Source organism: Sphingopyxis sp. SE2, from assembly GCF_032227185.1.
Classification (GTDB): Bacteria; Pseudomonadota; Alphaproteobacteria; order Sphingomonadales; family Sphingomonadaceae; genus Sphingopyxis.
Map to the genome: position 1 here is coordinate 1,505,178 of NZ_JAPMXW010000001.1, position 24,927 is coordinate 1,530,104.

Consider the following 24,927-nt stretch of genomic DNA (forward strand, 5'->3'; position numbering starts at 1 on the left):
GCGACGGCAAAAGGAGCGCGGCGCCGCGCCCCTACCCCATCAGCGTCGCGGTGATTTCCTCGGCGGCGTAGATGCGGATCACCGGCGGCGCGGGCGACAGGGCGCACATCTCGGTGACGAAGGCGCGCGATGCGGGCTGCGCGAAATGCGCGCGCACCGCGTCGACGCTCTCCCACTCCTCGACGAACATCAGCCGGTCGGGGTTTTCGACATCGATATGGCAATTATGCGCCAAACACCCCGGCTCGGAACGCGACCGCGCGCTATGTTCGGCGCCGAGCGCGATGATGCGTTCGCGATGCTCGGGGGCGAGGATGACGTGGCCGGTGATGAGGATCATCTAAGCCTATTCCGCATCCTCGGTTTGCTCATCATCATTAGCATAAGAAAGTACGGACGTGCGGAGCTGCTCAAAAATTTGATCCGCACCCGACCGCTTGTCCGTAACACTCCTAAGTCGCTCGGCCACCTTGCGCCCAGTTTCAAGTGCGGGTGCACCTTGGTAAGCAATCAACAGATCTCGGCAATCGTTCTGTTGGATGCTAGCTGAAAGTGGCTTAAATGTTACCTCAAAGTCTCTGCTTTCAGGCCCCGCCACAAAGATGCCATTGAGCATCTCGTAAACCTTGCCGGATAGTGGGACTTCGTTCCCAGAAATTGTCGCTGCCGGATCATTTCTGCCCGGATGGACAAGGTACGCATGGATAGCGGAAATAGGCATAATCTTGATTAAGCAAATCCGATCTGAACTGACAAGATTAGAGTTCAACTCGCTCTGGCACGTTCAGAGCGGGGTCATGACACTTCCATGACACTCCCTGTCACAAACACGTCACACAAAACCCCCATTGGCGGCTCAGCGAGTCGCCGCGGGGGTGGCGGCTTGGTTTGGTAACGACCCCCGACAGGATACCCCGATGTTCCAGAAATTTGGTCTTATCGCTGGTGCGGCGACGTGCGCGCTGGCGCTTTCCGCGTGCCAGGATCAGGCGTCTTCGGGCGGCGGCGCGCGCGATTATATCAGCGCGGTCGGTTCGTCGACCGTCTATCCCTTTGCCACCGCGGTCGGCGAGAAGTTCGCCGAAGCGACGGGCAACAAGACGCCGAAGATCGACAGCACGGGCACCGGCGGCGGCTTCGAGCGTTTCTGCGCCGGCGTCGGCGGCGACACGCCCGACATCGCGAACGCGTCGCGCCGCATCAAGAAGAAGGAGTTCGACACCTGCGCCGCGAACGGCGTGAAGGAGATCGTCGAAATCCAGGTCGGCATCGACGGCATCGCGCTCGGCGAAGCGCAGCGCGGCCCGGGCTTCAAGCTGTCTGAAGAGGATGTCTACAAGGCGCTCGCCGCGAACCCCTATGGCAAGCCCAACACCGCGAAGACGTGGAAGGACGTGAACCCCGCGCTTCCCGCGGTCGCGATCTCGGTATTCGGCCCGCCGTCGACGAGCGGTACCTATGATGCGTTCAAGGAGCTGATCCTCGGCAAGGGCTGCGACGCCAATCCCGAGATGAAGGCGCTGAAGGACAGCGACAAGGACAAGCATGAGGCGGTGTGCACGACGCTGCGCGGTTCGCCCTATTATGTCGAGCAGGGCGAGAATGATAACCTCATCATCTCGAAGCTCGACAAGAACCCGACCAGCCTCGGCATCTTCGGCTTTTCCTATCTCGACGCCAACAAGGACAAGATCAAGGCGGTGCCGGTGCAGGGCGTCGCCCCCACTTACGCGGCGATCGCCGACGGCAGCTATCCCGGTTCGCGCCCGCTGTTCATCTATGTGAAGAAGGCGCATGTCGGCGTCGTCCCCGGGCTCGCCGAATATGTCGCCGAATTCCTGAAGGGCGCGGCCGACGGCGGTTATTTGAACGCCAAGGGGCTGATCGTGTCGCCGAAGGCGGTTGCGGACAAGGCGGCGGCGAACGGCAAGAATATGACCGCGCTGGACGGCGCCGAGCTGAAGTAAGTTTCCTCCCGCTGGTGGCCGGGCGGGTTCGCCCGGTCCGGCCGCCGCTTTTTTGACGTTGGACTCCCCTACCCCGTTTGTGCTGAGCTTGTCGAAGCACCGTCCTTCCTTCCTCTGCGGTGAAGAAAAGAACGGCCCTTCGACAAGCTCAGGGCGAACGGAATTGGGGTCAGGTTAAGAGAAAAACGTGACCTTCAACGCCGCCGCCCTTTTGCTTTTGATCGCGGGCCTTGCGCTGATCGGCTGGCTCGCCGGCCGGGCGCGGTCGAGCCTGCTCGCGGGCCGCGCGGGGGCGAAGCTCCATTCGCGGCCGCAATATCATGGCTGGTATGTCGCGCTGTGGCTGTTCGCGCCCGCGGCGATCTTCCTCGCCGTCTGGTCGTCGGTGTCGCCGGCGTTGATCACCAACCAGGTGCTGACGAGCGAGGCGGCCGAGAGCCTGCCCGCCTTCGGGTTCGAGCGCGGGGCGATATTGTCGGATGCCCGTTCGGTCGCGCAGGGCGAGCAGGCCGACGTACGGCTGCCCGCCGCGGCGCCGCTGGTGAAGCCCTATGCCGACGCGAGCCACAAATATGCGTGGATCGGCATCGCGGCGATGCTCGCGCTGGCGCTCGCGGGCGGGCTTTATGCCTTCACGCGCATCCACCCCGATTTCCGGGCGCGGAGCCGCGTCGAGAAGATCGTGATGGCGGTGCTGCTGCTCGCGTCGCTCGTCGCGATCCTGACGACGTTCGGCATCGTGCTGTCGCTGCTGTTCGAATCGATCCGCTTCTTCCGCCTCGTCTCGCCCGCCGAACTGCTGTTCGGCACGACCTGGGCGCCGACGAGCGGCGCGCCGCAGCCCGATACCTTCGGCGGCATCCCGCTGTTCTGGGGCACGGTGCTGATCGGCGCGATCATCGCGATGATCGTCGCCATTCCCATCGGGATGATGACCGCGGTCTACCTCACCCAATATGCCGCGCCCGCGGTGCGCAAATGGGTGAAGCCGCTGCTCGAGATCCTCGCGGGCGTGCCGACCGTCGTCTACGGCTATTTCGCCGCGCTGACGGTGGCGCCGGCCTTGCGCGAATTCGCGGTGATGATCGGCATCCCCAACGCCTCGACCGAAAGCGCGCTCGCCGCGGGCATCGTGATGGGGGTGATGATCATCCCGTTCGTGTCGTCGATGGCCGACGACAGCATCAACGCGGTGCCGCAGGCGATGCGCGACGGGTCGCTGGCATTGGGCGCGACGCCGAACGAGACGATCCGTCAGGTGCTGATCCCCGCCGCGCTGCCGGGCGTGATGGGCGGCATCCTGCTCGCGGTCAGCCGCGCGATCGGCGAGACGATGATCGTGGTGATGGCGGCGGGCCTCTCGGCGAACATGACCGCCAACCCCTTTGCCAGCGTCACGACGGTGACCGCGCAGATCGTCAAACTGCTCACCGGCGACCAGGAGTTCGACAGCGCCAAGACGCTCGCCGCCTTTGCGCTGGGGCTCGTGCTGTTCATCGTCACGCTGCTGCTCAACATCGTCGCGCTGCGCATCGTCAAAAAATATCGGGAAGCATATGAATAGGGACACCGCCCCGACCGACTGGAAAGGCGCGGCGATGCAGAAACGCATCGCGGGCCGCTACGCCGCCGAGCGCCGCTTCAAGCTGATGGGGCTGGGCGCGGTGCTGCTGTCGGGCGCGTTCCTGGCCTTCCTGCTGTTCGTGATGGTCGGCAACGGCGCGCGCGGCTTTACCTATACGCATGTCGCGGTGCCGGTCGATTTCGTGGGCACGCCGCTGACGATCGACGCCGCGCGCCTCGACGATCCCGACGCCGACCAACTGATCGCGAACGCGGGGCTGGCCGACATCGTCGCCTTTGCCGCCGACGAGGCGCTGGGCGACGGCGGGTCGGCGCTGATTTCCGAAAATGCGTGGAAGGAAGTGCGCAGCGCGATCAAGGCCGATCCCGAGCTTTTGAACGGCAAGACCGTGTTCGAACTGCCCGCCGCGTCCGAAGTCGACATCATGGCGAAGGAAGGCGCGCGCGGCGACCTTGGCGCGCGGGTCGATGCGCTGGAGAAGGACGGCAAGCTGTCGACGGGCATCCACTGGCCCTTCTTCAAGAACGCCGACGCCACCGACCCCGCGGTCGCGGGCATCTGGGGCGCGCTCAAGGGGTCGGTGCTGACGATCTTCATCGCCTTCCTCATCGCCTTCCCCACCGGCGTGCTCGCGGCGCTTTATCTGGAAGAATATGCGCCGAAGAACCGCTGGACCGACCTGATCGAAGTGTCGATCAACAACCTCGCCGCGGTACCCTCGATCATCTTCGGCCTGCTCGCGCTCGCGGTGTTCATCAACTGGTTCGGCCTGTGTCAGGCGAGCCCGCTCGTCGGCGGACTGACGCTGGCGCTGATGACGATGCCGGTGATCGTGATCGCCAGCCGCAACGCGATCAAGTCGGTGCCGCCGTCGATCCGCGACGCCGCGCTCGGTGTCGGCGCCAGCCCGGTGCAGGTGGTGTTCCACCACGTCCTGCCCCTCGCCCTCCCCGGCATCCTCACCGGCACGATTATCGGCATGGCGCGCGCGCTGGGCGAGACGGCGCCGCTTCTGCTCGTCGGCATGCGCGCCTTTATCGGCGACGTGCCGGGCGGTATCTGCTCGCCCTCGACCGTGCTGCCGATGCAGATATTCCTCTGGTCGGACGAAGTCGACCGCGGCTTTGTCGAGAAAACCTCCGCCGCGATCATCGTGCTGCTGATTGTGCTGCTGTCGATGAACGCCTTTGCGATCTATCTTCGCAACAAATTCGAAAAACGCTGGTGAAGCTGACAGGCATGATAATGACCCAAGAAGACCTGACCATTACCGACCCGAAGATGAAGGCGCACGGCGTCAACGTCTTCTATGGCGAGAAACAGGCGATCAAGGATGTGTCGATCGACGTCGGCACCGACCTCGTCACCGCGTTCATCGGCCCGTCGGGCTGCGGCAAATCGACCTTCCTGCGCTCGCTCAACCGCATGAACGACACGGTCGCGAGCGCGCGCGTCACCGGGCAGATCGAGCTCGACGGCGAGGATATCTATGCGCCGTCGATGGACGTCGTGCAGCTGCGCGCGCGCGTCGGCATGGTGTTCCAGAAACCGAATCCCTTTCCCAAATCGATCTATGACAATGTCGGTTACGGCCCGCGCATCCACGGCCTCGCGCCGTCGAAGGCCGACCTCGACGTGATCGTCGAACGCGCGCTGGTGCGCGCCGGCCTGTGGGACGAGGTCAAGGATCGCCTCGGCGAAAGCGGCACCGCGCTGTCGGGCGGCCAACAGCAAAGATTGTGCATCGCGCGCGCGATCGCGGTCGACCCCGAAGTCATTTTGATGGACGAGCCCTGCTCGGCGCTCGACCCGATCGCGACCGCGAAGATCGAGGAGCTGATCCACGAACTGCGCGGCAAATATGCGATCGTGATCGTCACCCACAATATGCAGCAGGCGGCCCGCGTGTCGCAGCGCACCGCCTTTTTCCACCTCGGGACGCTGGTCGAATATGGCAAGACCACCGACATCTTCACCAACCCGCGGCAGGAACGCACCAAGGATTATATCACCGGCCGCTACGGTTGATCCGTAGCGCAACAGGACGAAAACGATGGCATTAACGAACGATCATACGGTCAAAGCCTTCGACGAGGACCTCAACCGCCTGCGCGGGCTGATCAGCGAGATGGGCGGCCGCGCCGAACAGGCGCTGCTCCAGGCGATGACGGCCCTCAGCAAGGGCGACCTCGACCTCGCGGCGCAGGTCGTGCGCGACGACAAGAAGATCGACGCGCTGGAGGCCGAGGTCGAACAGCTCACGGTGCAGACCATCGCCCTCAGGGCCCCGATGGCCGACGACCTCCGCGAAATGATTGCGGCGCTGAAGATCGTGTCGGTCGTCGAGCGCATCGGCGATTATGCGAAGAATATCGCGAAGCGCGTCGCGCTGATGGACCAGACGCGGTCGATCGAAGCGATCCCGGTGCTGATGTCGATGTCGAACATCGTCGTCGAGCTGGTCCACGACGCGCTCGACAGCTTTGCCGCGCGCGACGCCGAACTCGCGGTGCGCGTTACGGTGCGCGACAAGAATGTCGACGATTTCTACAACAGCATCTTCCGCACGCTCGTCACCTTCATGATGGAGAATCCGAAATATATTTCGGAAAGCGCGCACCTGCTGTTCGTCGCCAAGAACCTCGAGCGCATGGGCGACCATGCGACCAACATCGCCGAGATGGTCTATTATGTCGTGACCGGCGAGCGGATGGAAGAACGCGAGCGCGGGGAGACCCCCGAGGAAAGCGCCGCGGCGGAGAAGGAGCAAGGCTGATGCCGCAGCCCGACCTGCTGCTGATCGAGGATGACGAGGCGATCGCCGAACTCATCGTCTGGCATTTCGCGCGCGAGGGTTTTTCGGTTCGGCAGACGCCCGACGGCGAACAGGCGCTCGTCCTCGTCGAGGAACGCGTGCCCGACATCGTCCTGCTCGACTGGATGATCGAAAGCCTGCCGGGGATCGAGGTCTGCCGGCGCCTGCGCCGCAATCCCAAATCGGCGAACGTCCCGATCATCATGCTCACCGCGCGCGGCGAGGAAGAGGACCGCATCCGCGGGCTGGAGACCGGCGCCGACGATTATGTCACCAAGCCGTTCAGCCCGCGCGAACTGGTCGCGCGCGTGTCGGCGGTGCTCCGCCGCCTGCGCCCGGCGCTCGCCGGCGAGATGCTGAGTTATGCCGACATCGAGCTCGATTCGGTCGCGCACAAGGTCGTGCGGAACGGCCAGATCGTCGCGATGGGGCCGACCGAGTTCCGCCTGCTGCGCCATTTCATGGAGCATCCGGGCCGCGTCTTTTCGCGCGGGCAATTGCTCGACAGCGTCTGGGGTCAGGACAGCGACATCGAACTGCGCACGGTCGACGTGCATATCCGGCGGCTGCGCAAGGCGATCAACCTGCCGGGTACCGCGGATATCATCCGCACGGTTCGATCGGCGGGTTATGCACTCGATTCCGGCAAGAGCGTGTAGAGGTCGCGCGGCGGTTCCGCCGGTTGCGGTCATGCCATCATCGTCACCCCGCACTTGATCCGAGGCCCGTGACTCAAGGCCGCGATGGATCCCGGATCAAGTCCGGGATGACGAAGGTCGGATAACGACCGATTGCGGACATAGGCTGCGAGGTGGTAAACCCTCGTCGATGACCACGAGACGAGACCTGCTACTCTTTTTTGCTTCCGCGGTTGTTTTTGGCGCGTGTTGCGTCGCCATGCTCACTGCGAGTGCTGAGCTGTCGATTTATCCCGTCGTCACTTACGGATTTATGGCGATATGGGGATTGAGCGCACTTGTTTGGCCGCTGTTTCTGGTGCGGGTTTTAAGCGACGCCGTGCGGATCGCTTGGAATAGGCTACTATCTCGCTAGCTTTTTGTTTCGTCCGCCCTCCACCCCAATGCGGACGTTCGTCAGAAAACAATCTGCGCGCGCGCGCCGACACTGTCGACGCCATAGTCGCGGTCGCCGCCGGCGGGGATGACCGCGTCGTGATATTGCAGCCGCGCATAATTGATCATGAAGCGCACATAATCGATTGGCGTCCAGATCAGCGACGCCATATAGCCGTCCTGCTTGCCGCCGACGATGCCCGCGTCGTTGAGGTCGAGGTGATCGTAGCGCAGGTTGATCTGCCAGGCGCCGATCCCGCCGTCGCTCACGGGGTTCTTGACATGGACCTCCTTGAAGATGCCGCCTTTGTAGGCGCGCGTGTCGTCGGTCAGGAACAGCCCGGCCTCGACCGAGCCGCCGAAGAAATGCGGATCGGCGAGGCCCGGACGATCGACTGACTGCCAGAAGGCCTCCGCCGCGCCGTGCAGGCGCCCGCGGATGAAGGCGGTCTCGGCGCCGAAGCCGGTCTCCGCATCGGCCTCCATATTCGGGGTCGCAACGAAGCGAATGTCGGCGCTATGGACGAGCGGGCGCTGGCGATAGCGCACCGTCGGCACGGTATCGCCGAGCTTGCGCCAGTGCGCCGAGCCGCCGAAGTGGAGCTGGGTCTTGCCCGCCTTGGGCGCGTAAACGACGCGGCCGTCGAAGCTGTAGCCGTCGTTGCCGCTGTCGAGCGCGGTGAAGTTGTCGGTGAAGACGCCGCCCTGCAACAGCAGTGCGCCGGTCGAATATTCGGCCGAAACGCCCGCGCGGCGGATGAAGTTGAAGGCGTCGGTAAAGGCCGAACGCTCGATGAAGCTGGTATCGTTGCTGCTCGACAATTCTTCCAGCCCCTGGAAGCTATTGTGCTGGCCGACGGTGAGCTTCAGGGGTCCGTCATCGTAGGTCATGAACGCGTCGAGCAATACGACGTCGCTTTCGGCGAAATCGGCCTCGACCTTATATCCGAAGCCGCCGGGGATCGTTCCGCCGAAACCCATGCGGATGCGGCGCAATTCGTTCGAAAAGCCGAGCGCGGGATCGGTGATCGCGCCGGGTGCGCCGACATAGGCGGCATCGACCTGAACCCGGCCGCGCGGCTTGAAGCTCCAGCCGTCGGCGGTCTTGATCTCGGGCGCGCCCTTCCATTTGATTTGCGTCGCCGAGGCCTCGGGGGCGGGCGCCGGAGCGGGAGCCGGCGTCGCGACGGGCGGCGGCGACGCCTGATCGAGGCGCGCTTCCAAGGTTTCGACCTTGGTCCGAAGCGCCGCGAGTTCGGCGCGCAACGCGGCCGCCTCCTCGGCGCTCATCGCCTGTGCATGCGCCGTCGCCGGCAGGCTGAACATCGACGTCGCCAAAAGGGCGGCGACCAGGGCGTGGCGCATGAACGAAGCTCCATTGCGAAAAGGTGACTGTCCGATGGCGCTATTATTGCTGGTATATGACAATCCGGCGTCACTGACATGACAATTCAGCGACAATTGATGTTTTTCGGCGGCGCGCATCCCCCTTGCCTGCCCGCGATGAACGGTTAAGGACGGTCGCGTTTTCATTGACAACTTTTCAGCCTTTCCGGGAGACCATCATGACGATCAAATTTGACGGCCGCGTTGCCATTGTCACCGGCGCCGGCGGCGGCCTCGGCCGCGCCTATGCGCTCGAACTCGCGCGGCGCGGCGCCAAGGTCGTGGTCAACGATCTCGGCGGATCGCGCGACGGCACCGGCCATTCGGACGCGGCATTGCAGGTGGTCGAGGAAATTCGCGCCGCGGGCGGCACCGCCATGTCCAACGGCGGCAGCGTCACCGAATATGAGCAGATGGTCGAAATGGTCGCCAAGGCTAGGCAAGAATGGGGCGGCGTCCACGTCCTGATCAACAATGCCGGCATCCTGCGCGACAAGAGCTTTGCCAAGATGGAGCCCGCCGATTTCGACCTGGTGCTGAAAGTTCATGTGTCGGGCAGCGCCAATGTCACCAAGGCGTGCTGGGAGCTGATGCGCGAGCAGGCCTATGGCCGCATCCTCATGACCGCCTCGTCGACCGGCCTCTACGGCAATTTCGGGCAGGCGAATTACGGCGCGGCGAAGTTGGGCCTCGCAGGGCTGACCAAGACGCTCCACCTCGAAGGCGCGAAATATAATATCCGCTGCAACACGATCGCGCCGGTCGCGGGGACGCGGATGACCGAGGACATCTTCCCGGCCGAGCTGTTCGAGAAGTTCACGCCCGAGAATGTCGTCCCCGCCGCGCTCTATCTGGTCAGCGAGGATGCCCCGACCAACATGATCGTCGGCGCGGGCGCGGGCGCGTTCCATGCCGCCTATGTCACGATGACCCCCGGCGTCGCGCTACCCGAAGGCGAACGCACCCCCGAGGGCGTCGCGGCGGCGTGGGAGAAGATCATCGACCGCAGCGGCGAAACCGTCCCGCAATCGGGCAGCGAACAGTCGATGAATGTCATGAAGGCGTTGATGGCGCTGGGCTGAACCTAACGATCCTCCCTGTCGCGGAGCGATGGGGAGGTGACAGCGCGAAGCGCTGACGGAGGGGCGATGACGCTACCGTCGCGGCTCCTCCACCACGCCCTTCGGGCGCGGTCCCCCTCCCCATGGCCTTCGGCCACAGGGAGGATTAATCCGCTTCACTGTATTGACACAGCAACACGCCAGTGCGATAAGGGCGGCGGGGCAAGGGGATCGGACAGAAGGACGACCCCGATGTATAGTGAAAGCGACCTGCAAGCCGCGGTCGATGCAAAGGTTCTGACGCCGGAGGCCGCCACGGCATTCCGGTCGCATATCGCATCGGTTCGCGCTGCCCCCGGAGCGGATGAGGAATCATTCCGCCTCATCACCGGCTTCAACGATATTTTCGTCAGCATCGCGGCGGTCATCCTGCTCGTCGCGGTGGGCTGGATCGGCGAATCGATCCATAGCGCGCTCGCGGGCGCCTTCGTCGCGGGCTCGGCCTGGTTCCTCGCTGAATATTTCACCCGCAAACGCCGCATGGCGCTGCCCAGCATCGTGCTGATGCTTGCCTTCGCGGGCGGCGTCGCGGCGACGATGATCGGTTTTCTGGTCGAACATGGCGAAGCGATATTCGGTCAGGACCCCGGCGATACGGTCGGGGGACTGCTGATGGGCGGCATCGCGTTGGTCACCGCAGCCGCGACCTGGTTCCACTGGCGGCGCTTCATGGTGCCGATCACCGTCGCGGCGGGCACGGCCGCGCTCGCGGCGATGGCGGTGGCGCTGATCCTGTCGATCACCGGCATGCCCGAAGAACCCGACGCGCTGGTGATGTCGCTCGTGCTCATCGCCGGGCTCGGCGTCTTCACGCTTGCCATGTGGTGGGATCGCAGCGACCGTGCACGCCAGACGCGCCGCAGCGATGTCGCCTTCTGGCTCCACCTGCTCGCCGCGCCGATGATCGCGCATCCGATCTTCTTCCTGCTCGGCGTCACCGAAGGCGAGAATATCACGAGCATCGCCGCGGTGCTGGTGATCGGCGTCTATATCCTCTTCGGGCTGATTGCGCTCGCGATCGACCGCCGCGCGCTGCTCGTCTCGGCGCTCGCCTATGTGCTCTTCGCGATGACCCAGCTGTTCCGCACCTTTGGCGCGGTCGAGCTCAATGTCGCGCTGACCGCTTTCGTCATCGGCTCGGCGCTGCTGCTGCTTTCGGCCTTCTGGCAGAATGCCCGCGCGGTCGTTGTCGGCCTGCTGCCCGACGATCTGGCGAACCAGCTGCCCGCGACCGTCCGGACCGCCGGCGTCGCGGCGCACGGATAGGAAATCGCGGAAAAACAAGCCGGGCCAAGCCGGTTTTCGGGGGCTCCGACGGAAGGGTCGGGGCCCCTTTTTCGTCGCCGCCATCCGGCGACCGGGCACCCGGAGATGATTCGCCCCCTTGCCTGCACGGCGAGGCACGGTAAGAGAAGCGCGGATCCGCAGGGCCGAGCATCCTGTGGACCGTGCTTTCGCCTGAGCCGCAACGGCAAGGCGTTCCTGCACCCCAGTAACAGGGCGCGGACGGGCGGGTCCGGGCCAAGGAATGTGCCACTCTCCCAGGTGAAGCGATGACACCGCCGAACATCTTGATGGTGGAGGACGACCCTCCGATCCGAACCCTGACCGCGCGCGCGCTGCAGGAACATGGTTATATCGTCCGCACCGCCGGGACCGCGCCGCAGATGTGGGACGCGCTCCGGGCGGCGCCCGCCGACCTCTTGCTGCTCGACATCATGCTGCCCGGCACGTCGGGGATCGACATCTGCCGCGAAGTCCGGCGGACGAGCGACATCCCGATCATCTTCCTGTCGGCGAAAGGGACCGAGACCGACCGGATCGTCGGGCTCGAACTGGGTGCCGACGATTATCTTCCGAAACCGTTCGGGGTTCGCGAACTCGTCGCGCGCGTGCGCGCCGTGCTGCGGCGCCACGCGATCGAGCGGCCGCAGGCGGACCGCGAGCGCGGCCTGATCCGCTTCGACGATTGGACCGCCGACCTGCCCCGGCGCCAGCTCACCTCGCCCGATGGCGCCGCGGTCGAGCTGACCGGCGCCGAATTCGACCTGCTCGTCAGCCTGTGCGACAATGCCCAGCGCGTCATCGCGCGCGAGCGGCTGATCGAATTGTCGCGCACGCGGCTTGGCGACAGTTCGGACCGCAGCATCGACGTCCTCATCAGCCGCCTGCGCCGCAAATTGTCGAGCCCCGGCAAGCCGGCACCGATCGTCACCGTTCGCGGCATCGGCTATATGCTGAACGTGCCGGTGGAGCGGCTTTGAGCCTGTTCGAAAAGCGCGGCTTCGGCCTGTTCGGACAGATCGTCGCGATCCTGTTCGCCGCGGTCCTGCTCGAAAGCGCCGCGAGCATGTTCCTCTATGAGCGCGCGAGCCAGTTTTCGATCAACGGCGACAAGGCGCGGCGCCTTGCCGAACATCTCGTCCTCTCGGGCAAGCTGATCGAGGAAGCGCCGCGGTCGCAGCGCGACACGGTGGCGTCCGAACTGACGACGACGCGTTATCATCTGGTGTGGCAGGAACGGCTGGTCAATCCGCCGCCGGTCTCGCCCAAGCTCAACCAGATCACGCGCCAGATCCTCGACTGGGAGCCCGAGATACAGAAACGCGACCTGCGCCTCTATCTCCAGTCGCCGGGGCTGCACAGCACGATTTCGGGCGCGATCCGCCTCAACGACGGGAGCTGGGTCAGCTTCAGCGCGCGCGACCATGTCCGCAAACTCGACCTGACGCTGTTCCGGACCTTGCAGACGCTGGTTCCCGCGATCGCGCTCGTGCTGCTCGCCAGCCTGCTCATCCGCCATACGCTCCGCCCGATGCGCGACCTGACGCGCGCCGCCGAGACGCTCGGCAAGCATGATTTCGTCGATGTCCCGTTGCGCGGCCCCGCGGAGGTCCGGAAGGTCATCGACGCCTTCAACGACATGCAGCACCGCATCACGGCGATGATCGCCGACCGCACGCAGGCGCTCGCGGCGGTGGGACATGATTTCCGCACGCCACTCGCGCGGCTGAGGCTGCGTGCCGACAGCGTCGCGGATCCGTCGGTCGCGTCGGCGATGGAGCAGGATATCGGCGAGATGGAGCGCATGATCGACTCGCTGCTCGCTTATCTTTCGGGCGACATCGACGATCCGACCGAGCCCGTGGCGCCGACCGACATCGCGGTGATGTGTGCGACCGCGGCCGACGAGGCGAGCGACCGCGGGCATCGCGTCCTTTATGCCGGGCCCGATCATTTGGTGCTGTCCGTGCATGGCATCGCGATCAAACGCGCGCTGCTCAACCTCGTCGGCAATGCGCTGCGCTTCGGGAACGAGATCGAGGTGCGGCTGCGCAGCGGCGACCGGCGGATCGAAATCGAGGTGGCCGACGACGGCCCCGGCATTCCCGAACATCTGCGCGAACAGGCCGTCCAGCCCTTTGCGCGGCTCGACAGCGCCCGCGCGCGCGACACCGGCGGTTTCGGGCTCGGCCTGTCGATCGTCGAGCGGATCGCGCGGATGCACGGCGGCTCGCTCGAGCTCGGGCAGAGCCATCTTGGCGGTCTCGCCGCACGCCTGCACCTTCCTGCCGCCTGAGAAACATTTCGTTACACAGGCGCTGCACCGCAGCAAAATTCGATCGCCATGTGCGTGAAACCAACCAGCAAGGAGTGGTTTCATGAACGATCTGATCGGGCGCGTGTTCGATTTCGAAAAGCGCGTCTTCCCCAGCCGCAACGACCTGTTCGCCAAGCTCGTCGCCGACGGCCAGAGCCCCAAGGCGCTGATGATCTCCTGCGCCGACAGCCGCATCGTACCCGAACATATCATGCAGGCCGAACCCGGCGACATGTTCGTCTGCCGCAACGCCGGCAACATCGTCCCGCCCTTTGCGACGCAGAATGGCGGCGTGTCGTCGACGGTCGAATATGCCGTCGCCGCACTGGGCGTGCGCGACATCATCGTGTGCGGCCATTCGGACTGCGGCGCGATGAAGGCGCTGATGAATCCGCACATGATGGAAGGCATGCCCAATGTCGCCGCCTGGCTGCGCCACAGCCACGCCGCCGAGCATGTCGTGCGAACCGGCTATTCCGACCTTGACGACGCCGGTCTGGTCCGCGCCGCCAGCCTCGAAAATATCGTCGTCCAGCTTGCGCATCTGCGCACCCACCCCTCGGTCGCCGCGGGTATCGCGCGCGGCGAGATTTCGCTGCACGGCTGGTTCGTCGACATTCATCTGGGCGTCGTGATGGGCCTCGACGGCGCCACCGGGCGCTTCATCCCGATCCGTGCCGAAGACCCCCTGCCCGTCGCGCTCGCCGCCGGGCAGCGGCTCGCGATGCACGCCGGTCAGGCAGAGGCCGCCTGATCATGGCAAGCCAGGCTCTCCCCGCCAGCTCGGCCAGTGGCTTTTCGCGCGATTTCGCGGCGTCGATCGTCGTGTTTCTCGTCGCGATGCCGCTGTGCATGGGCATCGCCGTCGCATCGGGACTTCCGCCGGAAAAAGGCCTGATAACAGGCATTATCGGCGGGATCGTCGTCGGCGCGATCGCCGGTTCTCCCCTCCAGGTCAGCGGCCCCGCCGCCGGCCTCGCGGTGATCGTGTTCGAACTGGTCCGCACGCAGGGCATGGAGGCGCTCGGCCCCATCCTGCTCATCGCGGGCGCGGTCCAGCTGATCGCCGGCGTGATGAAACTCGGCGGCTGGTTCCGCGCGATTTCGCCGGCGGTCGTCCACGGCATGCTCGCGGGCATCGGCGTGCTGATCGTCATCGGCCAGTTCCACGTGCTGTTCGATGCCAAGCCGCTCGCGAGCGGGCTTGAAAATATCGCCGCGATGCCGGGCCGCCTGCTCGGCCTCAACGCGAGCAGCCCCGGCGGCGCCGAACTCGCGCTTTTGATCGCCGGCATCACGATCGGCGTCATGGTCGCGTGGGAAAAGTGGCGCCCGGCGTCGATGCGCCTCGTCCCCGGCGCGCTGCTGGGCGTCGTCGCGGGTACGGTGGTTTCGCTCGTGCTGGGCATGAATGTCGCGCGTGTCGAGGTGCCCGATTCTATCCTCGCCGCGATCACCCCGCCGACGGCTTTCGCAAGCTGGCTGACGCCCGAAATCATCGCCGCCGCGATCGCGGTCGCGTTCATCGCCAGCGCCGAGACGTTGCTGTCGGCGGCGGCGGTCGACAAGATGCACGACGGTCCGCGCAGCGATTTCAACAAGGAGCTGCGCGCGCAGGGCGTCGGCAACATGCTGTGCGGCGGCGCGGGCGCGCTGCCGATGACGGGCGTCATCGTCCGCAGCTCGGCGAACGTCCAGGCCGGTGCCGTGTCGCGCCGTTCGACGATCCTGCACGGCGTCTGGATCCTCGCGTTCGTCGCGCTGCTGCCGTCGGTGATGCGCGCCATGCCGATGGCGACGCTCGGCGCGGTGCTCGTCGTGACCGGCTGGCGGCTGGTCAAGCTCGACCATGCGCGCGAGCTGCTCAAGCACCACGGCGTGCTGCCGGTACTCATCTGGGCGACCACCCTCGTGCTCGTGGTCGCGGTCGACCTGCTGACCGGCGTGATCGTCGGCATCCTCTTCTCGCTCGTCGAACTCATCCCCCATGTGCGCCGCCTGCGGCTCAAGGTGGATCATTCGGACAATGCGGAAGGGACGCGCGTCAGCCTGTCGGGCGCGGCGACCTTCGTCCAGCTTCCCAAGCTGGAAGACACGCTGGGTTCGATCCCGCGCGACAAGGCCGTCACGATCGACTGCGGACAGCTTTCGGGGATCGACCATAGCTGTGCCGAATTGCTGCGCGACTGGGTCGCACGCCGCAAGGCGCATGGCAGCCCGACGGTGCTGCTCGGCGACGACAAAAGGCTGCGGCGTCTGGCGACCGCCTGACTGATCGAGAGCTCCCCCCGAAGGGCGGAGGAACGGGTGTGGGTCAGGCGACCAGAGAGAGGCCTGATCCACACTCGCCGTTTTGGAGGTGGACGCTGCGACAGCAGCATTCCTGATTGAATTCCTGATTGAATCGTCATCCGGCGAAAGCCGGGATCTCAGCGTCTCGGCCTGACGCACCGGCGAGATCCCGGCCTTCGCCGGGATGACGAGGTAAAGATTGGTCTGACCTAGTCGCCGACCAGCTTCATCAGCTTGCGTTCGACCGGAGCAAGCACATTCGACAGCTCGTCCCCGCGCTTCAAAATCGCCCCGGCTTCGGAGACAAGGGCCCACATGCCCTGCCGGCTCCGCAAGGCGGGGCGTTTTTCGATGCGATATTCGGGCCGCTCGGCAGCGCGGCGAAAAGCCGAGAAGATCGCGGCGTCGCGGTGGAAATCCATCGCATAGTCGCGCCAATGCCCCGCCGCGACCATGCGGCCATAGAGGTCAAGAATGCGCATCAGTTCTGGGCGCTCGAAGCCGGTCTGCAGCGGTGCCGTTCTAGTTGCGAACGGCAGGGGCGTCACCGTCCCCATCAGGCGCGGGTCCGGCTCCCTTTGCGCCGCGGCGCTTCGTCATCCACGGCGGCAAGCTCGCGTTCTTCGAGCAGCGCTGCGAGCTGCTTCTGCATCTGCTCGAGCTGGCATTGCAGCAGTTCGACCTTTTGCGTCGCGGGGTCGAAGGTTTCGCTGCACGGCGTGCCATAGGGCACGAATTCGCGCGCATATTCGGTCGCGTCGAGCAGGGTCGAGCGCGCCGGGATGCCGACCATCACCGCACCCTCGGGCACATCCTTCGTCACCACCGCGTTGGCGCCGACGCGCGCGCGCGCGTTGACGGTGACGGGGCCGAGGATCTGGGCGCCCGAACCGACAATGACATCGTCGGACAGCGTCGGGTGGCGCTTGCCGCCGATGCCGTTCGCGGGGTCGGTACCGCCGAGCGTCACGCCCTGATAGATGGAGACATTGTCGCCGATCTCGGCGGTCTCGCCGATCACGACGCCGAAGCCGTGATCGATGAACAGATGCCGGCCGATCGTCGCACCCGGATGGATGTCGATCGCGGTCAGGAAACGCGACAGATGATTGATGAAACGCGCGAGGAAGAACAGCCGCGCCTCGAACAGCCAGTGCGCGACGCGGTGCATGCCGACCGCGAGCAGCCCCGGATATAGCAATATTTCCCAGCGCGACCGCGGTGCGGGATCGCGTGCCTTGATCGAATCGAGATAGGCGACCAGCCCGTTGAACATACAATGTCCCCTGCGACCCTATTTGTTCCCACCAAGATAGAGGCTGGGAAGCGCCATTTCCAGCCCCGGTGCGTTTTTCCTCGTCAGCGGCCGAAAAGGCCGATGCGAAGCAGGAGCAGGCCTTCGGAACGCAACCGGCGCTCGCCTCCGTGGCTCGCGATCAGACCGGCCCAGCGATCGAGCATCAGCAGCGCGCGACTTCCGGAGAAATCGCGGCGTGCCGGCGTTGCGGAATTTCTGGCATCGGCCAACCGCGCCCTTGCTTCGGGTTCGGCTTCGACGACGCCCGCGCCCCAAACAAGGCCCCAGCGTTTGCCGCCGACCTCGGTGCCGCCGGACAGCGCGAAGAGATGGGCGCCGAAGCTTTCGGACGCCGCGAACCGATCGGCATCGCTTTCGGCGAGCAACATCGCCTCCGCCGCATCGACCAAGGCGTCGAGGCCGCCCTGCCCCGACCAGCTCGCCTGAAGCTCGGCAAGCAAGGGTTCGCCCTTGGGCAGCGCCGCGGGGTCGTTCGCGATCATCGCCGCCATGTCGCGCCACCAGGCGAGCTTGATCTGCCCGATCAGCGGCTCGCGCGCGTCGAGCAGCAGCTTGGTCAGCCGCGCGGCGAGCCCCCATAGCGCCGCCATGGCGGGGCGCCGCTCGCGGGGCACCGCGACCATGACGCGCGGATCGCGCATGTCGGGGTAGAACGCCGTCTCCGGGTCGTCAGGCGCGATTGAGGACCGCCTTTACCGCCTTCACGACGCGCGGCGTATCGACGAGCGCGGCCTTTTCGAGATTGTTCGCATAGGGCAGCGGCACATCCTCGTTGCACACGCGCATGACGGGCGCGTCGAGGTCGTCGAAGCCATGCTCCATCGCGACCATGGCGAGTTCGCTGGCGATCGAGCAGACCGGCCAGCCTTCCTCGACGACGACGAGATGGTTCGTCTTCTTGAGGCTGGCGAGCACCGTCGCGGTGTCGAGCGGGCGGAGCGTGCGGAGATCGATGACCTCGGCGTCGATCCCCTCGCCCGCCAGCTGGTCGGCGGCTTCGAGCGCGAGCCCGACGCCGATCGAATAGCTGACGATGGTGACGTCGCCGCCCTGGCGCATGATCCGCGCCTTGCCGATAGGCAGCACGAAGTCCTCGACGTCGGGAACCTCGAAGCTGCGGCCATAGAGCAGCTCGTTTTCGAGGAACACGACCGGATCCTCGGTGCGGATCGCGGCCTTCATCAGCCCTTTGGCATCGGCGGCGTCATAGGGCGCGATCACGATCAGGCCAGGGACGCTGGCGTACCATGGGCCGTAATTCTGGCTGTGCTGCGCGCCGACGCGCGCCGCGGCGCCGTTGGGCCCGCGGAAGACGATCGGACAGCGCATCTGGCCGCCCGACATATAGTTGGTCTTCGCCGCCGAGTTGATGATGTGGTCGATCGCCTGCATCGCGAAGTTGAAGGTCATGAATTCGATGATCGGCTTGAGGCCGCCCATCGCCGCGCCCGCGCCGAGACCGGCGAAACCATATTCGGTGATCGGGGTGTCGACGACGCGTTGCGCGCCGAATTCCTGCAGCAGGCCCTGCGTGACCTTGTACGCGCCCTGATATTCGGCGACTTCCTCCCCCATCACGAAGACGCGGTCGTCCTTGCGCATTTCCTCGGCCATCGCGTCGCGCAGCGCTTCGCGGACGGTGAGTTTGACCATCGCGGTGCCTTCGGGAATCGCGGGGTCCGAGGCGCGTTCGGTCGCGGCGGGTTTCTCGGCAGCGGGAGCGGGGGTCGGAGCAGGAGCCGGCGCTTCGGCCTTGGGCTCTTCCGCCGGAGCGGGTGCCGCGGCAGGCGCCGCCGCATCCTCGCCCTCACCCGCGATCGTCGCGATCACCGTGCCGACCTTCACATTGTCGGTGCCTTCGGCGACCAATATCTGGCCGATCGTGCCCTCATCAATGGCTTCAAATTCCATCGTCGCCTTGTCGGTCTCGATCTCGGCGAGGATGTCGCCCGACTTCACCGTGTCGCCTTCCTTGACGAGCCACTTGGCGAGCGTGCCCTCTTCCATCGTCGGCGACAGCGCCGGCATCTTCAATTCGATGGCCATCTCAATATTGCTCCACCAGCACGTCGGTATAAAGTTCGGACAATTCGGGTTCGGGCGCGCTTTCGGCAAAGTCGGCCGATTCCGCGACGACTTGGCGGATCTCCTTGTCGATATCCTTGATCTTGTCCTCGCTGACGCCGGCGTCGGTCATCAATTTCTTCAAATGCTCGATCGCGTCGCTCTTGTCGCGCACCGCCTGCACTTCCTCGCGGCTGCGATATTTGGCGGGGTCGGACATCGAGTGGCCGCGATAGCGATAGGTTTTGAGCTCCATCAGCACCGGACCCTTGCCCGCGCGCACCCATTCGAGCGCCGCCTCGGCCGCGCCGCGCACCGCGAGCACGTCCATGCCGTCGACCTGCATGCCCGGGATGCGGAAGCTTTCGCCGCGGCGATACAGCTGATCCTCGGCCGACGCGCGGTTGACCGATGTGCCCATGGCGTACTGGTTGTTCTCGATCACGAAGATGATCGGCAGCTTCCACAGCTCGGCCATGTTGAAGCTTTCGTAGACCTGCCCCTGGTTCGCGGCGCCGTCGCCGAAATAGGCCATCGCCACGCCGCCGTCGCCGCGATATTTGTGCGCGAAGGCAAGCCCGGTCCCGAGCGACACCTGCGCGCCGACGATACCGTGGCCGCCGTAGAATTTATGCTCGACGCTGAACATGTGCATCGAGCCGCCCTTGCCCTTCGAAATGCCCGCCTGGCGTCCCGTCAGTTCGGCCATGATAACCTTGGGATCGATGCCGTAGGCGAGCATGTGGCCATGGTCGCGGTAGCCGGTGATGACGCTGTCCTTGTCGCCGTCGAGCGCCGACTGCAGGCCGACCGCCACGGCTTCCTGGCCGATATAGAGATGGCAGAAACCACCGATCAGGCCGAGACCGTAAAGCTGCCCCGCCTTTTCCTCGAAACGGCGGATGAGCAGCATTTCGCGGTAGAATTTCTCGAGCTCCTCGGGCGACGCGTCATAGGGGACGGGATCGCGCGGCATCTCGCGATTGGTCGCGGGGGCTGGGGTGGATGCAGTCTTTGTTGGCGCGGCAGACTTGCGCGCGGGAGCTTTGGCCAAGACGGGTTCCTTTGCATTTAGCCGTTACGGCAAGGGTCCCTATAGGAGAGCCGCGCCGCACTTGGCAACGCCCACCATGGCAGGGGACAAAGCCAAGTTACGTATGCAGGAAAAGGCCGCAATCTGGCCCCTCCCTTCAGGGGAGGGGTTGGAGTGGGGTCTGTCGAGATCGCGCCAGGCGATGGATTCACCGCTGCGACTAGGGAGCAAGCTCCCAAGTCTCGCTGCCCTCCCCTAAAGGTTAGGGCTTGGTTCGCTCAGCGCTTCGCGTCGGGCTCCATCGGAATGATCACCTCGTCGGGGTGATAGGCGCCCAGTTTCTCGCGCACATATTCTTCGGCGAGATCGGGGTCGACGCGCCGCCGGTCGAGCAGGTTGACGCGGTTCTGGAGCTCATTCTGTTTCCTGGTGAGCTCGCTTAAGATGACGCGCTTCTTTTCGACCGACTGGCCATATTCGCCCCAGGCATAAAGCCCCGTCGGACCGAAGATGATGTAGCCGACCATCGCCAGCACGACCATCACCGCAATGGCCGGACCGGTGGCCCGGCTCATCGATTTGCGGAATTTGTGGCGCTGCGTCATTCCGGCCCTTGAATCAGAGTTGATTCGTGGCGTCAAGGCGCCAGGCGCCGGTTTTCAACCGTTCATCGCATCAGGACAGCCGCCAAAGGTGGGGGGCCGATTTGCAGAAGGTGCCAAGCCGCATCGCGCCCTCCCACAGCTCGAGGCTACGACCGGCCGCTTGCCCCTGCGCGATCTGCAGCGCGAAATCGGGGCTTTCCGCCTGGAAATCAATGCGCTCGGACTGGCCCGAGGAGTGATCCTCGAGCAAAATATAAAAGGACCGCATGTCGAATACCTTGGATGACGGGAGCGGGTGCGACCCGGGCTCTCGGCATATTATGATCGGCTATCCGCACGAAACGGAGGGACTGCGGGCATTGAGCCGGGACCACGAAAAGCCAATCTGGTGGAAAAACCGCAACCGTCGAGAGAGAAGGTAACAGGTTTCGGCCGATCGACCTAAGCAATTCGGGCCCGGCTGTAGCCCATGTTATGAAAAAATCGCTGCGCCCGGATAGCGCGCCATGTCGCCCAATTCTTCCTCGATACGGATCAACTGGTTATATTTGGCGAGCCGGTCCGAACGCGCGAGGCTGCCGGTCTTGATCTGGCCGCAGTTGGTCGCGACCGCGAGGTCGGCGATCGTCGAATCCTCGGTCTCGCCCGAGCGGTGCGACATGACGGCGGTGTAGCGCGCGCGGTGCGCCATATCGACCGCGTCGAGCGTTTCCGACAAAGTGCCAATCTGGTTGACCTTGACGAGCAGCGAGTTGGCGAGGCCGTCCTTGATCCCCTGTTCGAGGCGCGCGGGGTTGGTGACGAACAAATCGTCGCCGACGAGCTGGCACTTGTCGCCGATGAGGTCGGTGAGCGCCTTCCAGCCGGTGAAATCATCCTCGCTCATGCCGTCCTCGATCGACTTGATCGGATAGTCGTTCACCAGCGCGGCGAGATATTCGGCCATCTGTTCGGGGCTCAGCGAGAGCCCTTCGCCGCTGATCTCGTACTTGCCATTCTTGAAGAATTCGGTCGCGGCGCAGTCGAGCGCGAGCACGACGTCGGTGCCGAGCTTGAAGCCCGCCTGATCGACCGAGGCGGCGATGAAGTCGAGCGCGGCGCGGGTCGAGGCGAGGTTCGGCGCGAAGCCGCCCTCGTCGCCGACCGCTGTGGCGAGCCCCTTCGCCGACAGCCCCTTTTTCAGCGTGTGGAAGATTTCGCTGCCCCAGCGCACCGCCTCGGCGATGCTGCTGGCGCCGACGGGCATGATCATGAATTCCTGCACGTCGATCGGGTTGTCGGCATGTTCGCCGCCGTTGATGATGTTCATCATCGGCACCGGCAAGGTGCGAGCCGAGACGCCGCCGACATAGCGATAGAGCGGCAGGCCGCGCGCGTCGGCCGCGGCCTTGGCGGCGGCGAGGCTGACGCCGAGGATCGCGTTGGCGCCGAGGCGGCTCTTGTTCGCGGTGCCGTCGAGGTCGATCATTGCCATGTCGAGTTCGCGCTGGTCCTCGGCATCGAGGCCGATCAGCGCCTCGACGATGTCGCCGTTGACCGCCGCGACCGCCTTGGTCACGCCCTTGCCGAGATAGCGCGCCTTGTCGCCGTCGCGCAGTTCGACCGCCTCGTGCGCGCCGGTCGAGGCGCCCGAGGGAACCGCGGCGCGGCCGAAGCTGCCATCCTCCAGCAGCACATCGACTTCGACGGTGGGATTGCCGCGGCTGTCGAGGATTTCGCGGCCGTGGATGTCGATGATGGCGGTCATGGAAACTGTCCTGCTGGGCGCCCCGAACGGAGCAGGTTGAGAGAGCGCCCGCCTGTTATCGGCCGGGTGACGTTAGTGCAACCGCTGCATAGGAATTTTGCGCGGGGATGGAACCATTGGGCGCGCCTTGCTATATATCTTGCAGGACCAAAAGAGGATGCCCGCCCGCGCGGCGCCCGACACGACAGAAGAGGACTAAATGATGGCCAAAGCCGCTACTCCCGCGACGAAGAAAGCCGCAGCTCCCCGTCCCAGGGCGCCCGCGAAGGCTGCCGCCACCAAGGCCGCGCCCGCCCGCAAGCCCGCATCCGTGAAGGCCGCCAAGGACCATCCCATCCGCGACCAGATCGCCGCGACCCGCGACACCATCAAGTCCGAAGCGTCGAAAAAGGCCGCCTCGCTGAAGGATGAGGCGACGGCGTTCAAGAACCAGGCCTCGGCCAAGGCGCGCGACGCCGCGACCAAGGGCAAGGACAAGGCGGCCGAGGCCGTCGGCAGCCTTGCCAAGATGCTTGAGGACAGCGCCGGCACCGTCGACAGCAAGTTCGGCAAGCAGTACGGCGACTATGCCCGCTCGGCCGCCTCGACCGTCGCCGGCCTCGCCACGACGCTCGACAAGAAGGATCTCGACGAACTCGCGGCCTCGACGCGCGACATGGTCAAGAAGAACCCGGCGATCGCCGTCGGCGCCGCCACGGTGATCGGCTTCGTTCTCGCGCGCATGCTCAAAGGCAGCTCCAACGATTGACAGCAGCTTGTCATCTTCCGATCCGAACATTCCGCCAACGTCCGATGAGCGCCGTTTCGACGGCATAAGTCATGGCTATGCGCCGGACGGGCGCCCGCTCGCCCCGCCCCCCGTTCCGCTCGAAAAGATTGTCGGCGATGTCGTCGACAATCTGTCGGCGACGGCAAAGGCGGAGCTTGCGCTGCTCGAAGCGCGCGGCGAGCTGGCGCTGCACGGCGCGTCATGGACCGCGGGTTGGGGCGCGGTCGCCGCCTCGGCTTTGGGCATCGCGATGCTCGCGCTCGCTTTCGGGGCGATTCTGGCGCTCGCGCCGCATGTCGGGCCGTTCGTCGCGACCCTGATCGTCGTCGCCATATTGCTCGCCGTGGCCGGGTTCGCCGGCTGGCGCGCGCGAAAGAGCTACGCCGACATTCGCACTGCGCTCCGCAGCGACCTGACCAACGAGAGGATCGACGATGCCGCGGATGCGTAACCGCCTGATCGCCGCGGCGCGACGCTCGATGCTTCAGCGGGGCGAACTTTATCGGCGGCTCGATGTCGCGAAGGAGGCGCTCCGGCCGTCGGCGCTCGTCGATCGGGGCAAATACCGGATCGGCGAAAAGGTCGACGATGCCGCGCATGCCGTCGGCCAAGAGCTTCGCGACAATCGCTGGCCGATCGCGATCGCCGCGGCGGCGGGCGCGCTGTGGTTGCTGCGCGAACCGATCAAGGAACATGCGCCGAAACTGACGCGCAAGATTCAGGACCTGGCGAGTGAAGTCGCCGATCATTTTCGTGCCGTCGACGAACCGGCGGACGAGGATGAATTTGAAACTCTGGAGGAAGACGATCATGAAGCCGTTCGGTGAAACCGCCCGCGAAACGCGTGCCAAAGCGAGTGAACTTGCGGAGAAAACCGCCGAAAACGCCCGCCTGACCGCCGAGGCGGCGAAGGCGCGCATTCAAGGCGGCTATGGCCGCGCCCGCGCCGCGACCGAAGAATTCGCGGCAAAGGCCAGCGAACAGGCCGGCGTCGCGCGCGAAGCCGCCGGTGAGGCCTATCAGAAGGGCAAGGCGCAGGCGAAACGAGCCAACAGCAAGCTCAAGGACGTCGCCGAGAAGCAACCGCTGACGCTCGTCGCCGGCGCGGTCGCGATCGGCGCGCTGCTCGGTTCGCTGCTGCCCAAGGGCGTCCGCAAAGACGAGGAATGAGCTGCACTTGCCGTTAGGGCAAAGCACTGGTAGGGGCCGCGCCTTCTCCCCTACCAGCGTTTATCCGCAAGGAAAGCAGTCATGAGCAAATTGCATCTCGTCTTCGGCGGACGCGTCAGCGATCCGCAGGGTCTCGACTTCGTCGACCTCGGCAATCTCGACGTCGTCGGCCTCTATCCCGACTATAAATCGGCCGAAAAGGCATGGCGCAGCGCGGCCCAGCGCACCGTCGACGACGCCGAAATGAAATATGTCGTCGTCCACCTGCACAAATTGCTGCAGCCCGACGCTGAGTAAGCGGCATACATCCCATCCGTATCCCCGAGCGAAGACGAGGGGCTATGCCGAGCGAAGTCGAGGCGGCGACATGGCAGCTTCTCG

28 protein-coding genes are annotated in these 24,927 nt (G+C 65.1%); 18 read left to right on the forward strand and 10 right to left on the reverse strand.

Going from position 1 to position 24,927, the window contains the following annotated elements; translation table 11 throughout:
• Positions 1-31 precede the first annotated feature (31 nt).
• Together OVY29_RS07140 and OVY29_RS07145 are read right to left on the reverse strand one after the other, a co-directional pair.
• The gene (locus OVY29_RS07140) at positions 32-340 is read right to left on the reverse strand and encodes a putative quinol monooxygenase (protein WP_037557310.1); all 309 of its coding nucleotides are present in this window, start codon (positions 338-340) and stop codon (positions 32-34) included.
• Positions 341-346: 6 nt separating this feature from the next.
• On the reverse strand, positions 347-721 hold the full coding sequence (locus OVY29_RS07145) for a hypothetical protein (RefSeq protein ID WP_313911140.1): 375 nt from the start codon (positions 719-721) through the stop codon (positions 347-349).
• A gap of 196 nt (positions 722-917) precedes the next feature.
• On the opposite strand from OVY29_RS07145, the gene OVY29_RS07150 reads away from it, so the two are divergent.
• The 6 genes from OVY29_RS07150 (at position 918) to phoB (ending at position 7,026) form a co-directional block, all read left to right on the forward strand.
• Positions 918-1,967: a substrate-binding domain-containing protein gene (locus OVY29_RS07150; RefSeq protein WP_037557312.1), complete on the forward strand. Its 1,050-nt coding sequence runs from the start codon at positions 918-920 to the stop codon at positions 1,965-1,967.
• Positions 1,968-2,154: 187 nt separating this feature from the next.
• Positions 2,155-3,531 (forward strand): phosphate ABC transporter permease subunit PstC, encoded by a 1,377-nt coding sequence (gene pstC / locus OVY29_RS07155; protein ID WP_037557314.1) that lies wholly within the window; start codon positions 2,155-2,157, stop codon positions 3,529-3,531.
• Positions 3,524-4,780 carry a phosphate ABC transporter permease PstA gene (gene pstA / locus OVY29_RS07160; RefSeq protein ID WP_037557315.1) on the forward strand — a complete coding sequence of 419 codons (1,257 nt, stop codon included), beginning with the start codon at positions 3,524-3,526 and terminating at the stop codon, positions 4,778-4,780. Before pstC ends, pstA begins: the two co-directional genes overlap by 8 nt.
• 17 nt (positions 4,781-4,797) lie before the next feature.
• Complete coding sequence (pstB, locus tag OVY29_RS07165; protein WP_037557320.1) at positions 4,798-5,580, forward strand: phosphate ABC transporter ATP-binding protein PstB; 783 nt, start codon at positions 4,798-4,800, stop codon at positions 5,578-5,580.
• A gap of 25 nt (positions 5,581-5,605) precedes the next feature.
• Positions 5,606-6,328, forward strand: a complete 723-nt coding sequence (phoU, locus tag OVY29_RS07170) for a phosphate signaling complex protein PhoU (protein ID WP_037557316.1) — start codon at positions 5,606-5,608, stop codon at positions 6,326-6,328.
• Entirely contained in the window at positions 6,328-7,026 is a 699-nt protein-coding gene (gene phoB, locus OVY29_RS07175; protein ID WP_037557317.1) for a phosphate regulon transcriptional regulator PhoB, read from the forward strand. Before phoU ends, phoB begins: the two co-directional genes overlap by 1 nt.
• Before the next feature lie 435 nt (positions 7,027-7,461).
• Here phoB and OVY29_RS07180 read toward each other — a convergent pair whose 3' ends face one another.
• Positions 7,462-8,805 carry an OprO/OprP family phosphate-selective porin gene (locus tag OVY29_RS07180; protein WP_052182524.1) on the reverse strand — a complete coding sequence of 448 codons (1,344 nt, stop codon included), beginning with the start codon at positions 8,803-8,805 and terminating at the stop codon, positions 7,462-7,464.
• Between the two features lie 200 nt (positions 8,806-9,005).
• Here OVY29_RS07180 and OVY29_RS07185 point away from each other — a divergent pair, with 200 nt between their 5' ends.
• The 6 genes from OVY29_RS07185 to OVY29_RS07210 all read left to right on the forward strand — a co-directional run bounded on the left by OVY29_RS07185 (position 9,006) and on the right by OVY29_RS07210 (position 15,819).
• A complete protein-coding gene (locus OVY29_RS07185) occupies positions 9,006-9,908 on the forward strand; it encodes an SDR family oxidoreductase (RefSeq protein WP_037557950.1) in 903 nt (300 codons plus the stop codon).
• A gap of 231 nt (positions 9,909-10,139) precedes the next feature.
• The gene (locus OVY29_RS07190; protein WP_037557947.1) at positions 10,140-11,213 is read left to right on the forward strand and encodes a hypothetical protein; all 1,074 of its coding nucleotides are present in this window, start codon (positions 10,140-10,142) and stop codon (positions 11,211-11,213) included.
• 287 nt (positions 11,214-11,500) lie between these two features.
• Entirely contained in the window at positions 11,501-12,211 is a 711-nt protein-coding gene (locus tag OVY29_RS07195; protein ID WP_037557946.1) for a response regulator, read from the forward strand.
• Positions 12,208-13,527, forward strand: coding sequence for an ATP-binding protein (locus OVY29_RS07200; RefSeq protein WP_037557942.1), 1,320 nt, complete (start codon positions 12,208-12,210; stop codon positions 13,525-13,527). The genes OVY29_RS07195 and OVY29_RS07200 overlap by 4 nt, the downstream gene beginning before the upstream one ends.
• A gap of 82 nt (positions 13,528-13,609) precedes the next feature.
• A complete protein-coding gene (locus OVY29_RS07205) occupies positions 13,610-14,302 on the forward strand; it encodes a carbonic anhydrase (RefSeq protein WP_037557940.1) in 693 nt (230 codons plus the stop codon).
• A gap of 2 nt (positions 14,303-14,304) precedes the next feature.
• Entirely contained in the window at positions 14,305-15,819 is a 1,515-nt protein-coding gene (locus OVY29_RS07210; protein ID WP_037557938.1) for a SulP family inorganic anion transporter, read from the forward strand.
• Between the two features lie 230 nt (positions 15,820-16,049).
• On the opposite strand, the gene OVY29_RS07215 is transcribed toward OVY29_RS07210, so the two are convergent.
• The 6 genes from OVY29_RS07215 to OVY29_RS07240 form a co-directional block, all read right to left on the reverse strand.
• Positions 16,050-16,397 (reverse strand): DUF2794 domain-containing protein, encoded by a 348-nt coding sequence (locus tag OVY29_RS07215; protein ID WP_037557936.1) that lies wholly within the window; start codon positions 16,395-16,397, stop codon positions 16,050-16,052.
• On the reverse strand, positions 16,397-17,116 hold the full coding sequence (gene cysE / locus OVY29_RS07220; protein WP_037557934.1) for a serine O-acetyltransferase: 720 nt from the start codon (positions 17,114-17,116) through the stop codon (positions 16,397-16,399). The genes OVY29_RS07215 and cysE overlap by 1 nt, the downstream gene beginning before the upstream one ends.
• 83 nt (positions 17,117-17,199) lie before the next feature.
• A complete protein-coding gene (locus OVY29_RS07225; RefSeq protein WP_235211622.1) occupies positions 17,200-17,799 on the reverse strand; it encodes a hypothetical protein in 600 nt (199 codons plus the stop codon).
• 28 nt (positions 17,800-17,827) lie between these two features.
• Positions 17,828-19,204 (reverse strand): pyruvate dehydrogenase complex E1 component subunit beta, encoded by a 1,377-nt coding sequence (locus tag OVY29_RS07230; RefSeq protein WP_037557930.1) that lies wholly within the window; start codon positions 19,202-19,204, stop codon positions 17,828-17,830.
• Between the two features lies 1 nt (position 19,205).
• On the reverse strand, positions 19,206-20,276 hold the full coding sequence (gene pdhA, locus OVY29_RS07235) for a pyruvate dehydrogenase (acetyl-transferring) E1 component subunit alpha (RefSeq protein ID WP_037557928.1): 1,071 nt from the start codon (positions 20,274-20,276) through the stop codon (positions 19,206-19,208).
• A 257-nt stretch (positions 20,277-20,533) separates the two neighbouring features.
• A complete protein-coding gene (locus OVY29_RS07240; protein WP_235211621.1) occupies positions 20,534-20,830 on the reverse strand; it encodes an FtsB family cell division protein in 297 nt (98 codons plus the stop codon).
• Between OVY29_RS07240 and OVY29_RS07245 the strand changes: the two genes are divergently transcribed.
• Entirely contained in the window at positions 20,817-21,146 is a 330-nt protein-coding gene (locus OVY29_RS07245) for a hypothetical protein (RefSeq protein ID WP_162473310.1), read from the forward strand. The genes OVY29_RS07240 and OVY29_RS07245 overlap by 14 nt on opposite strands.
• A gap of 186 nt (positions 21,147-21,332) precedes the next feature.
• Here the strand turns inward: OVY29_RS07245 and eno are convergent, their stop codons facing one another.
• A complete protein-coding gene (eno, locus tag OVY29_RS07250) occupies positions 21,333-22,607 on the reverse strand; it encodes a phosphopyruvate hydratase (RefSeq protein WP_037557921.1) in 1,275 nt (424 codons plus the stop codon).
• Between the two features lie 199 nt (positions 22,608-22,806).
• Here eno and OVY29_RS07255 point away from each other — a divergent pair, with 199 nt between their 5' ends.
• From OVY29_RS07255 to OVY29_RS07275, 5 genes are all read left to right on the forward strand, one after another.
• The gene (locus OVY29_RS07255) at positions 22,807-23,355 is read left to right on the forward strand and encodes a hypothetical protein (protein ID WP_235211620.1); all 549 of its coding nucleotides are present in this window, start codon (positions 22,807-22,809) and stop codon (positions 23,353-23,355) included.
• A 7-nt stretch (positions 23,356-23,362) separates the two neighbouring features.
• Positions 23,363-23,827, forward strand: a complete 465-nt coding sequence (locus OVY29_RS07260; RefSeq protein WP_037557920.1) for a phage holin family protein — start codon at positions 23,363-23,365, stop codon at positions 23,825-23,827.
• Positions 23,811-24,203 carry a hypothetical protein gene (locus OVY29_RS07265; protein ID WP_037557919.1) on the forward strand — a complete coding sequence of 131 codons (393 nt, stop codon included), beginning with the start codon at positions 23,811-23,813 and terminating at the stop codon, positions 24,201-24,203. The genes OVY29_RS07260 and OVY29_RS07265 overlap by 17 nt, the downstream gene beginning before the upstream one ends.
• On the forward strand, positions 24,187-24,546 hold the full coding sequence (locus OVY29_RS07270) for a hypothetical protein (protein ID WP_037557918.1): 360 nt from the start codon (positions 24,187-24,189) through the stop codon (positions 24,544-24,546). The genes OVY29_RS07265 and OVY29_RS07270 overlap by 17 nt, the downstream gene beginning before the upstream one ends.
• Before the next feature lie 81 nt (positions 24,547-24,627).
• On the forward strand, positions 24,628-24,843 hold the full coding sequence (locus OVY29_RS07275; protein WP_037557917.1) for a DUF4170 domain-containing protein: 216 nt from the start codon (positions 24,628-24,630) through the stop codon (positions 24,841-24,843).
• The last annotated feature ends 84 nt before the right edge of the window (positions 24,844-24,927 follow it).

What these genes read in the sequence shown, in the direction of transcription:
- OVY29_RS07140 (WP_037557310.1), bottom strand. Translation starts at nt 340, where the DNA reads ATGATCCTCATCACCGGCCACGTCATCCTCGCCCCCGAGCATCGCGAA.
- OVY29_RS07145 (WP_313911140.1), bottom strand. Translation starts at nt 721, where the DNA reads ATGCCTATTTCCGCTATCCATGCGTACCTTGTCCATCCGGGCAGAAAT.
- OVY29_RS07150 (WP_037557312.1), top strand. Translation starts at nt 918, where the DNA reads ATGTTCCAGAAATTTGGTCTTATCGCTGGTGCGGCGACGTGCGCGCTG.
- pstA (WP_037557315.1), top strand. Translation starts at nt 3,524, where the DNA reads ATGAATAGGGACACCGCCCCGACCGACTGGAAAGGCGCGGCGATGCAG.
- pstB (WP_037557320.1), top strand. Translation starts at nt 4,798, where the DNA reads ATGACCCAAGAAGACCTGACCATTACCGACCCGAAGATGAAGGCGCAC.
- phoU (WP_037557316.1), top strand. Translation starts at nt 5,606, where the DNA reads ATGGCATTAACGAACGATCATACGGTCAAAGCCTTCGACGAGGACCTC.
- phoB (WP_037557317.1), top strand. Translation starts at nt 6,328, where the DNA reads ATGCCGCAGCCCGACCTGCTGCTGATCGAGGATGACGAGGCGATCGCC.
- OVY29_RS07180 (WP_052182524.1), bottom strand. Translation starts at nt 8,805, where the DNA reads ATGCGCCACGCCCTGGTCGCCGCCCTTTTGGCGACGTCGATGTTCAGC.
- OVY29_RS07185 (WP_037557950.1), top strand. Translation starts at nt 9,006, where the DNA reads ATGACGATCAAATTTGACGGCCGCGTTGCCATTGTCACCGGCGCCGGC.
- OVY29_RS07190 (WP_037557947.1), top strand. Translation starts at nt 10,140, where the DNA reads ATGTATAGTGAAAGCGACCTGCAAGCCGCGGTCGATGCAAAGGTTCTG.
- OVY29_RS07195 (WP_037557946.1), top strand. Translation starts at nt 11,501, where the DNA reads ATGACACCGCCGAACATCTTGATGGTGGAGGACGACCCTCCGATCCGA.
- OVY29_RS07205 (WP_037557940.1), top strand. Translation starts at nt 13,610, where the DNA reads ATGAACGATCTGATCGGGCGCGTGTTCGATTTCGAAAAGCGCGTCTTC.
- OVY29_RS07210 (WP_037557938.1), top strand. Translation starts at nt 14,305, where the DNA reads ATGGCAAGCCAGGCTCTCCCCGCCAGCTCGGCCAGTGGCTTTTCGCGC.
- OVY29_RS07215 (WP_037557936.1), bottom strand. Translation starts at nt 16,397, where the DNA reads ATGGGGACGGTGACGCCCCTGCCGTTCGCAACTAGAACGGCACCGCTG.
- cysE (WP_037557934.1), bottom strand. Translation starts at nt 17,116, where the DNA reads ATGTTCAACGGGCTGGTCGCCTATCTCGATTCGATCAAGGCACGCGAT.
- OVY29_RS07225 (WP_235211622.1), bottom strand. Translation starts at nt 17,799, where the DNA reads ATGCGCGATCCGCGCGTCATGGTCGCGGTGCCCCGCGAGCGGCGCCCC.
- OVY29_RS07230 (WP_037557930.1), bottom strand. Translation starts at nt 19,204, where the DNA reads ATGGCCATCGAATTGAAGATGCCGGCGCTGTCGCCGACGATGGAAGAG.
- OVY29_RS07240 (WP_235211621.1), bottom strand. Translation starts at nt 20,830, where the DNA reads ATGAGCCGGGCCACCGGTCCGGCCATTGCGGTGATGGTCGTGCTGGCG.
- eno (WP_037557921.1), bottom strand. Translation starts at nt 22,607, where the DNA reads ATGACCGCCATCATCGACATCCACGGCCGCGAAATCCTCGACAGCCGC.
- OVY29_RS07255 (WP_235211620.1), top strand. Translation starts at nt 22,807, where the DNA reads ATGATGGCCAAAGCCGCTACTCCCGCGACGAAGAAAGCCGCAGCTCCC.
- OVY29_RS07265 (WP_037557919.1), top strand. Translation starts at nt 23,811, where the DNA reads ATGCCGCGGATGCGTAACCGCCTGATCGCCGCGGCGCGACGCTCGATG.
- OVY29_RS07270 (WP_037557918.1), top strand. Translation starts at nt 24,187, where the DNA reads ATGAAGCCGTTCGGTGAAACCGCCCGCGAAACGCGTGCCAAAGCGAGT.
- OVY29_RS07275 (WP_037557917.1), top strand. Translation starts at nt 24,628, where the DNA reads ATGAGCAAATTGCATCTCGTCTTCGGCGGACGCGTCAGCGATCCGCAG.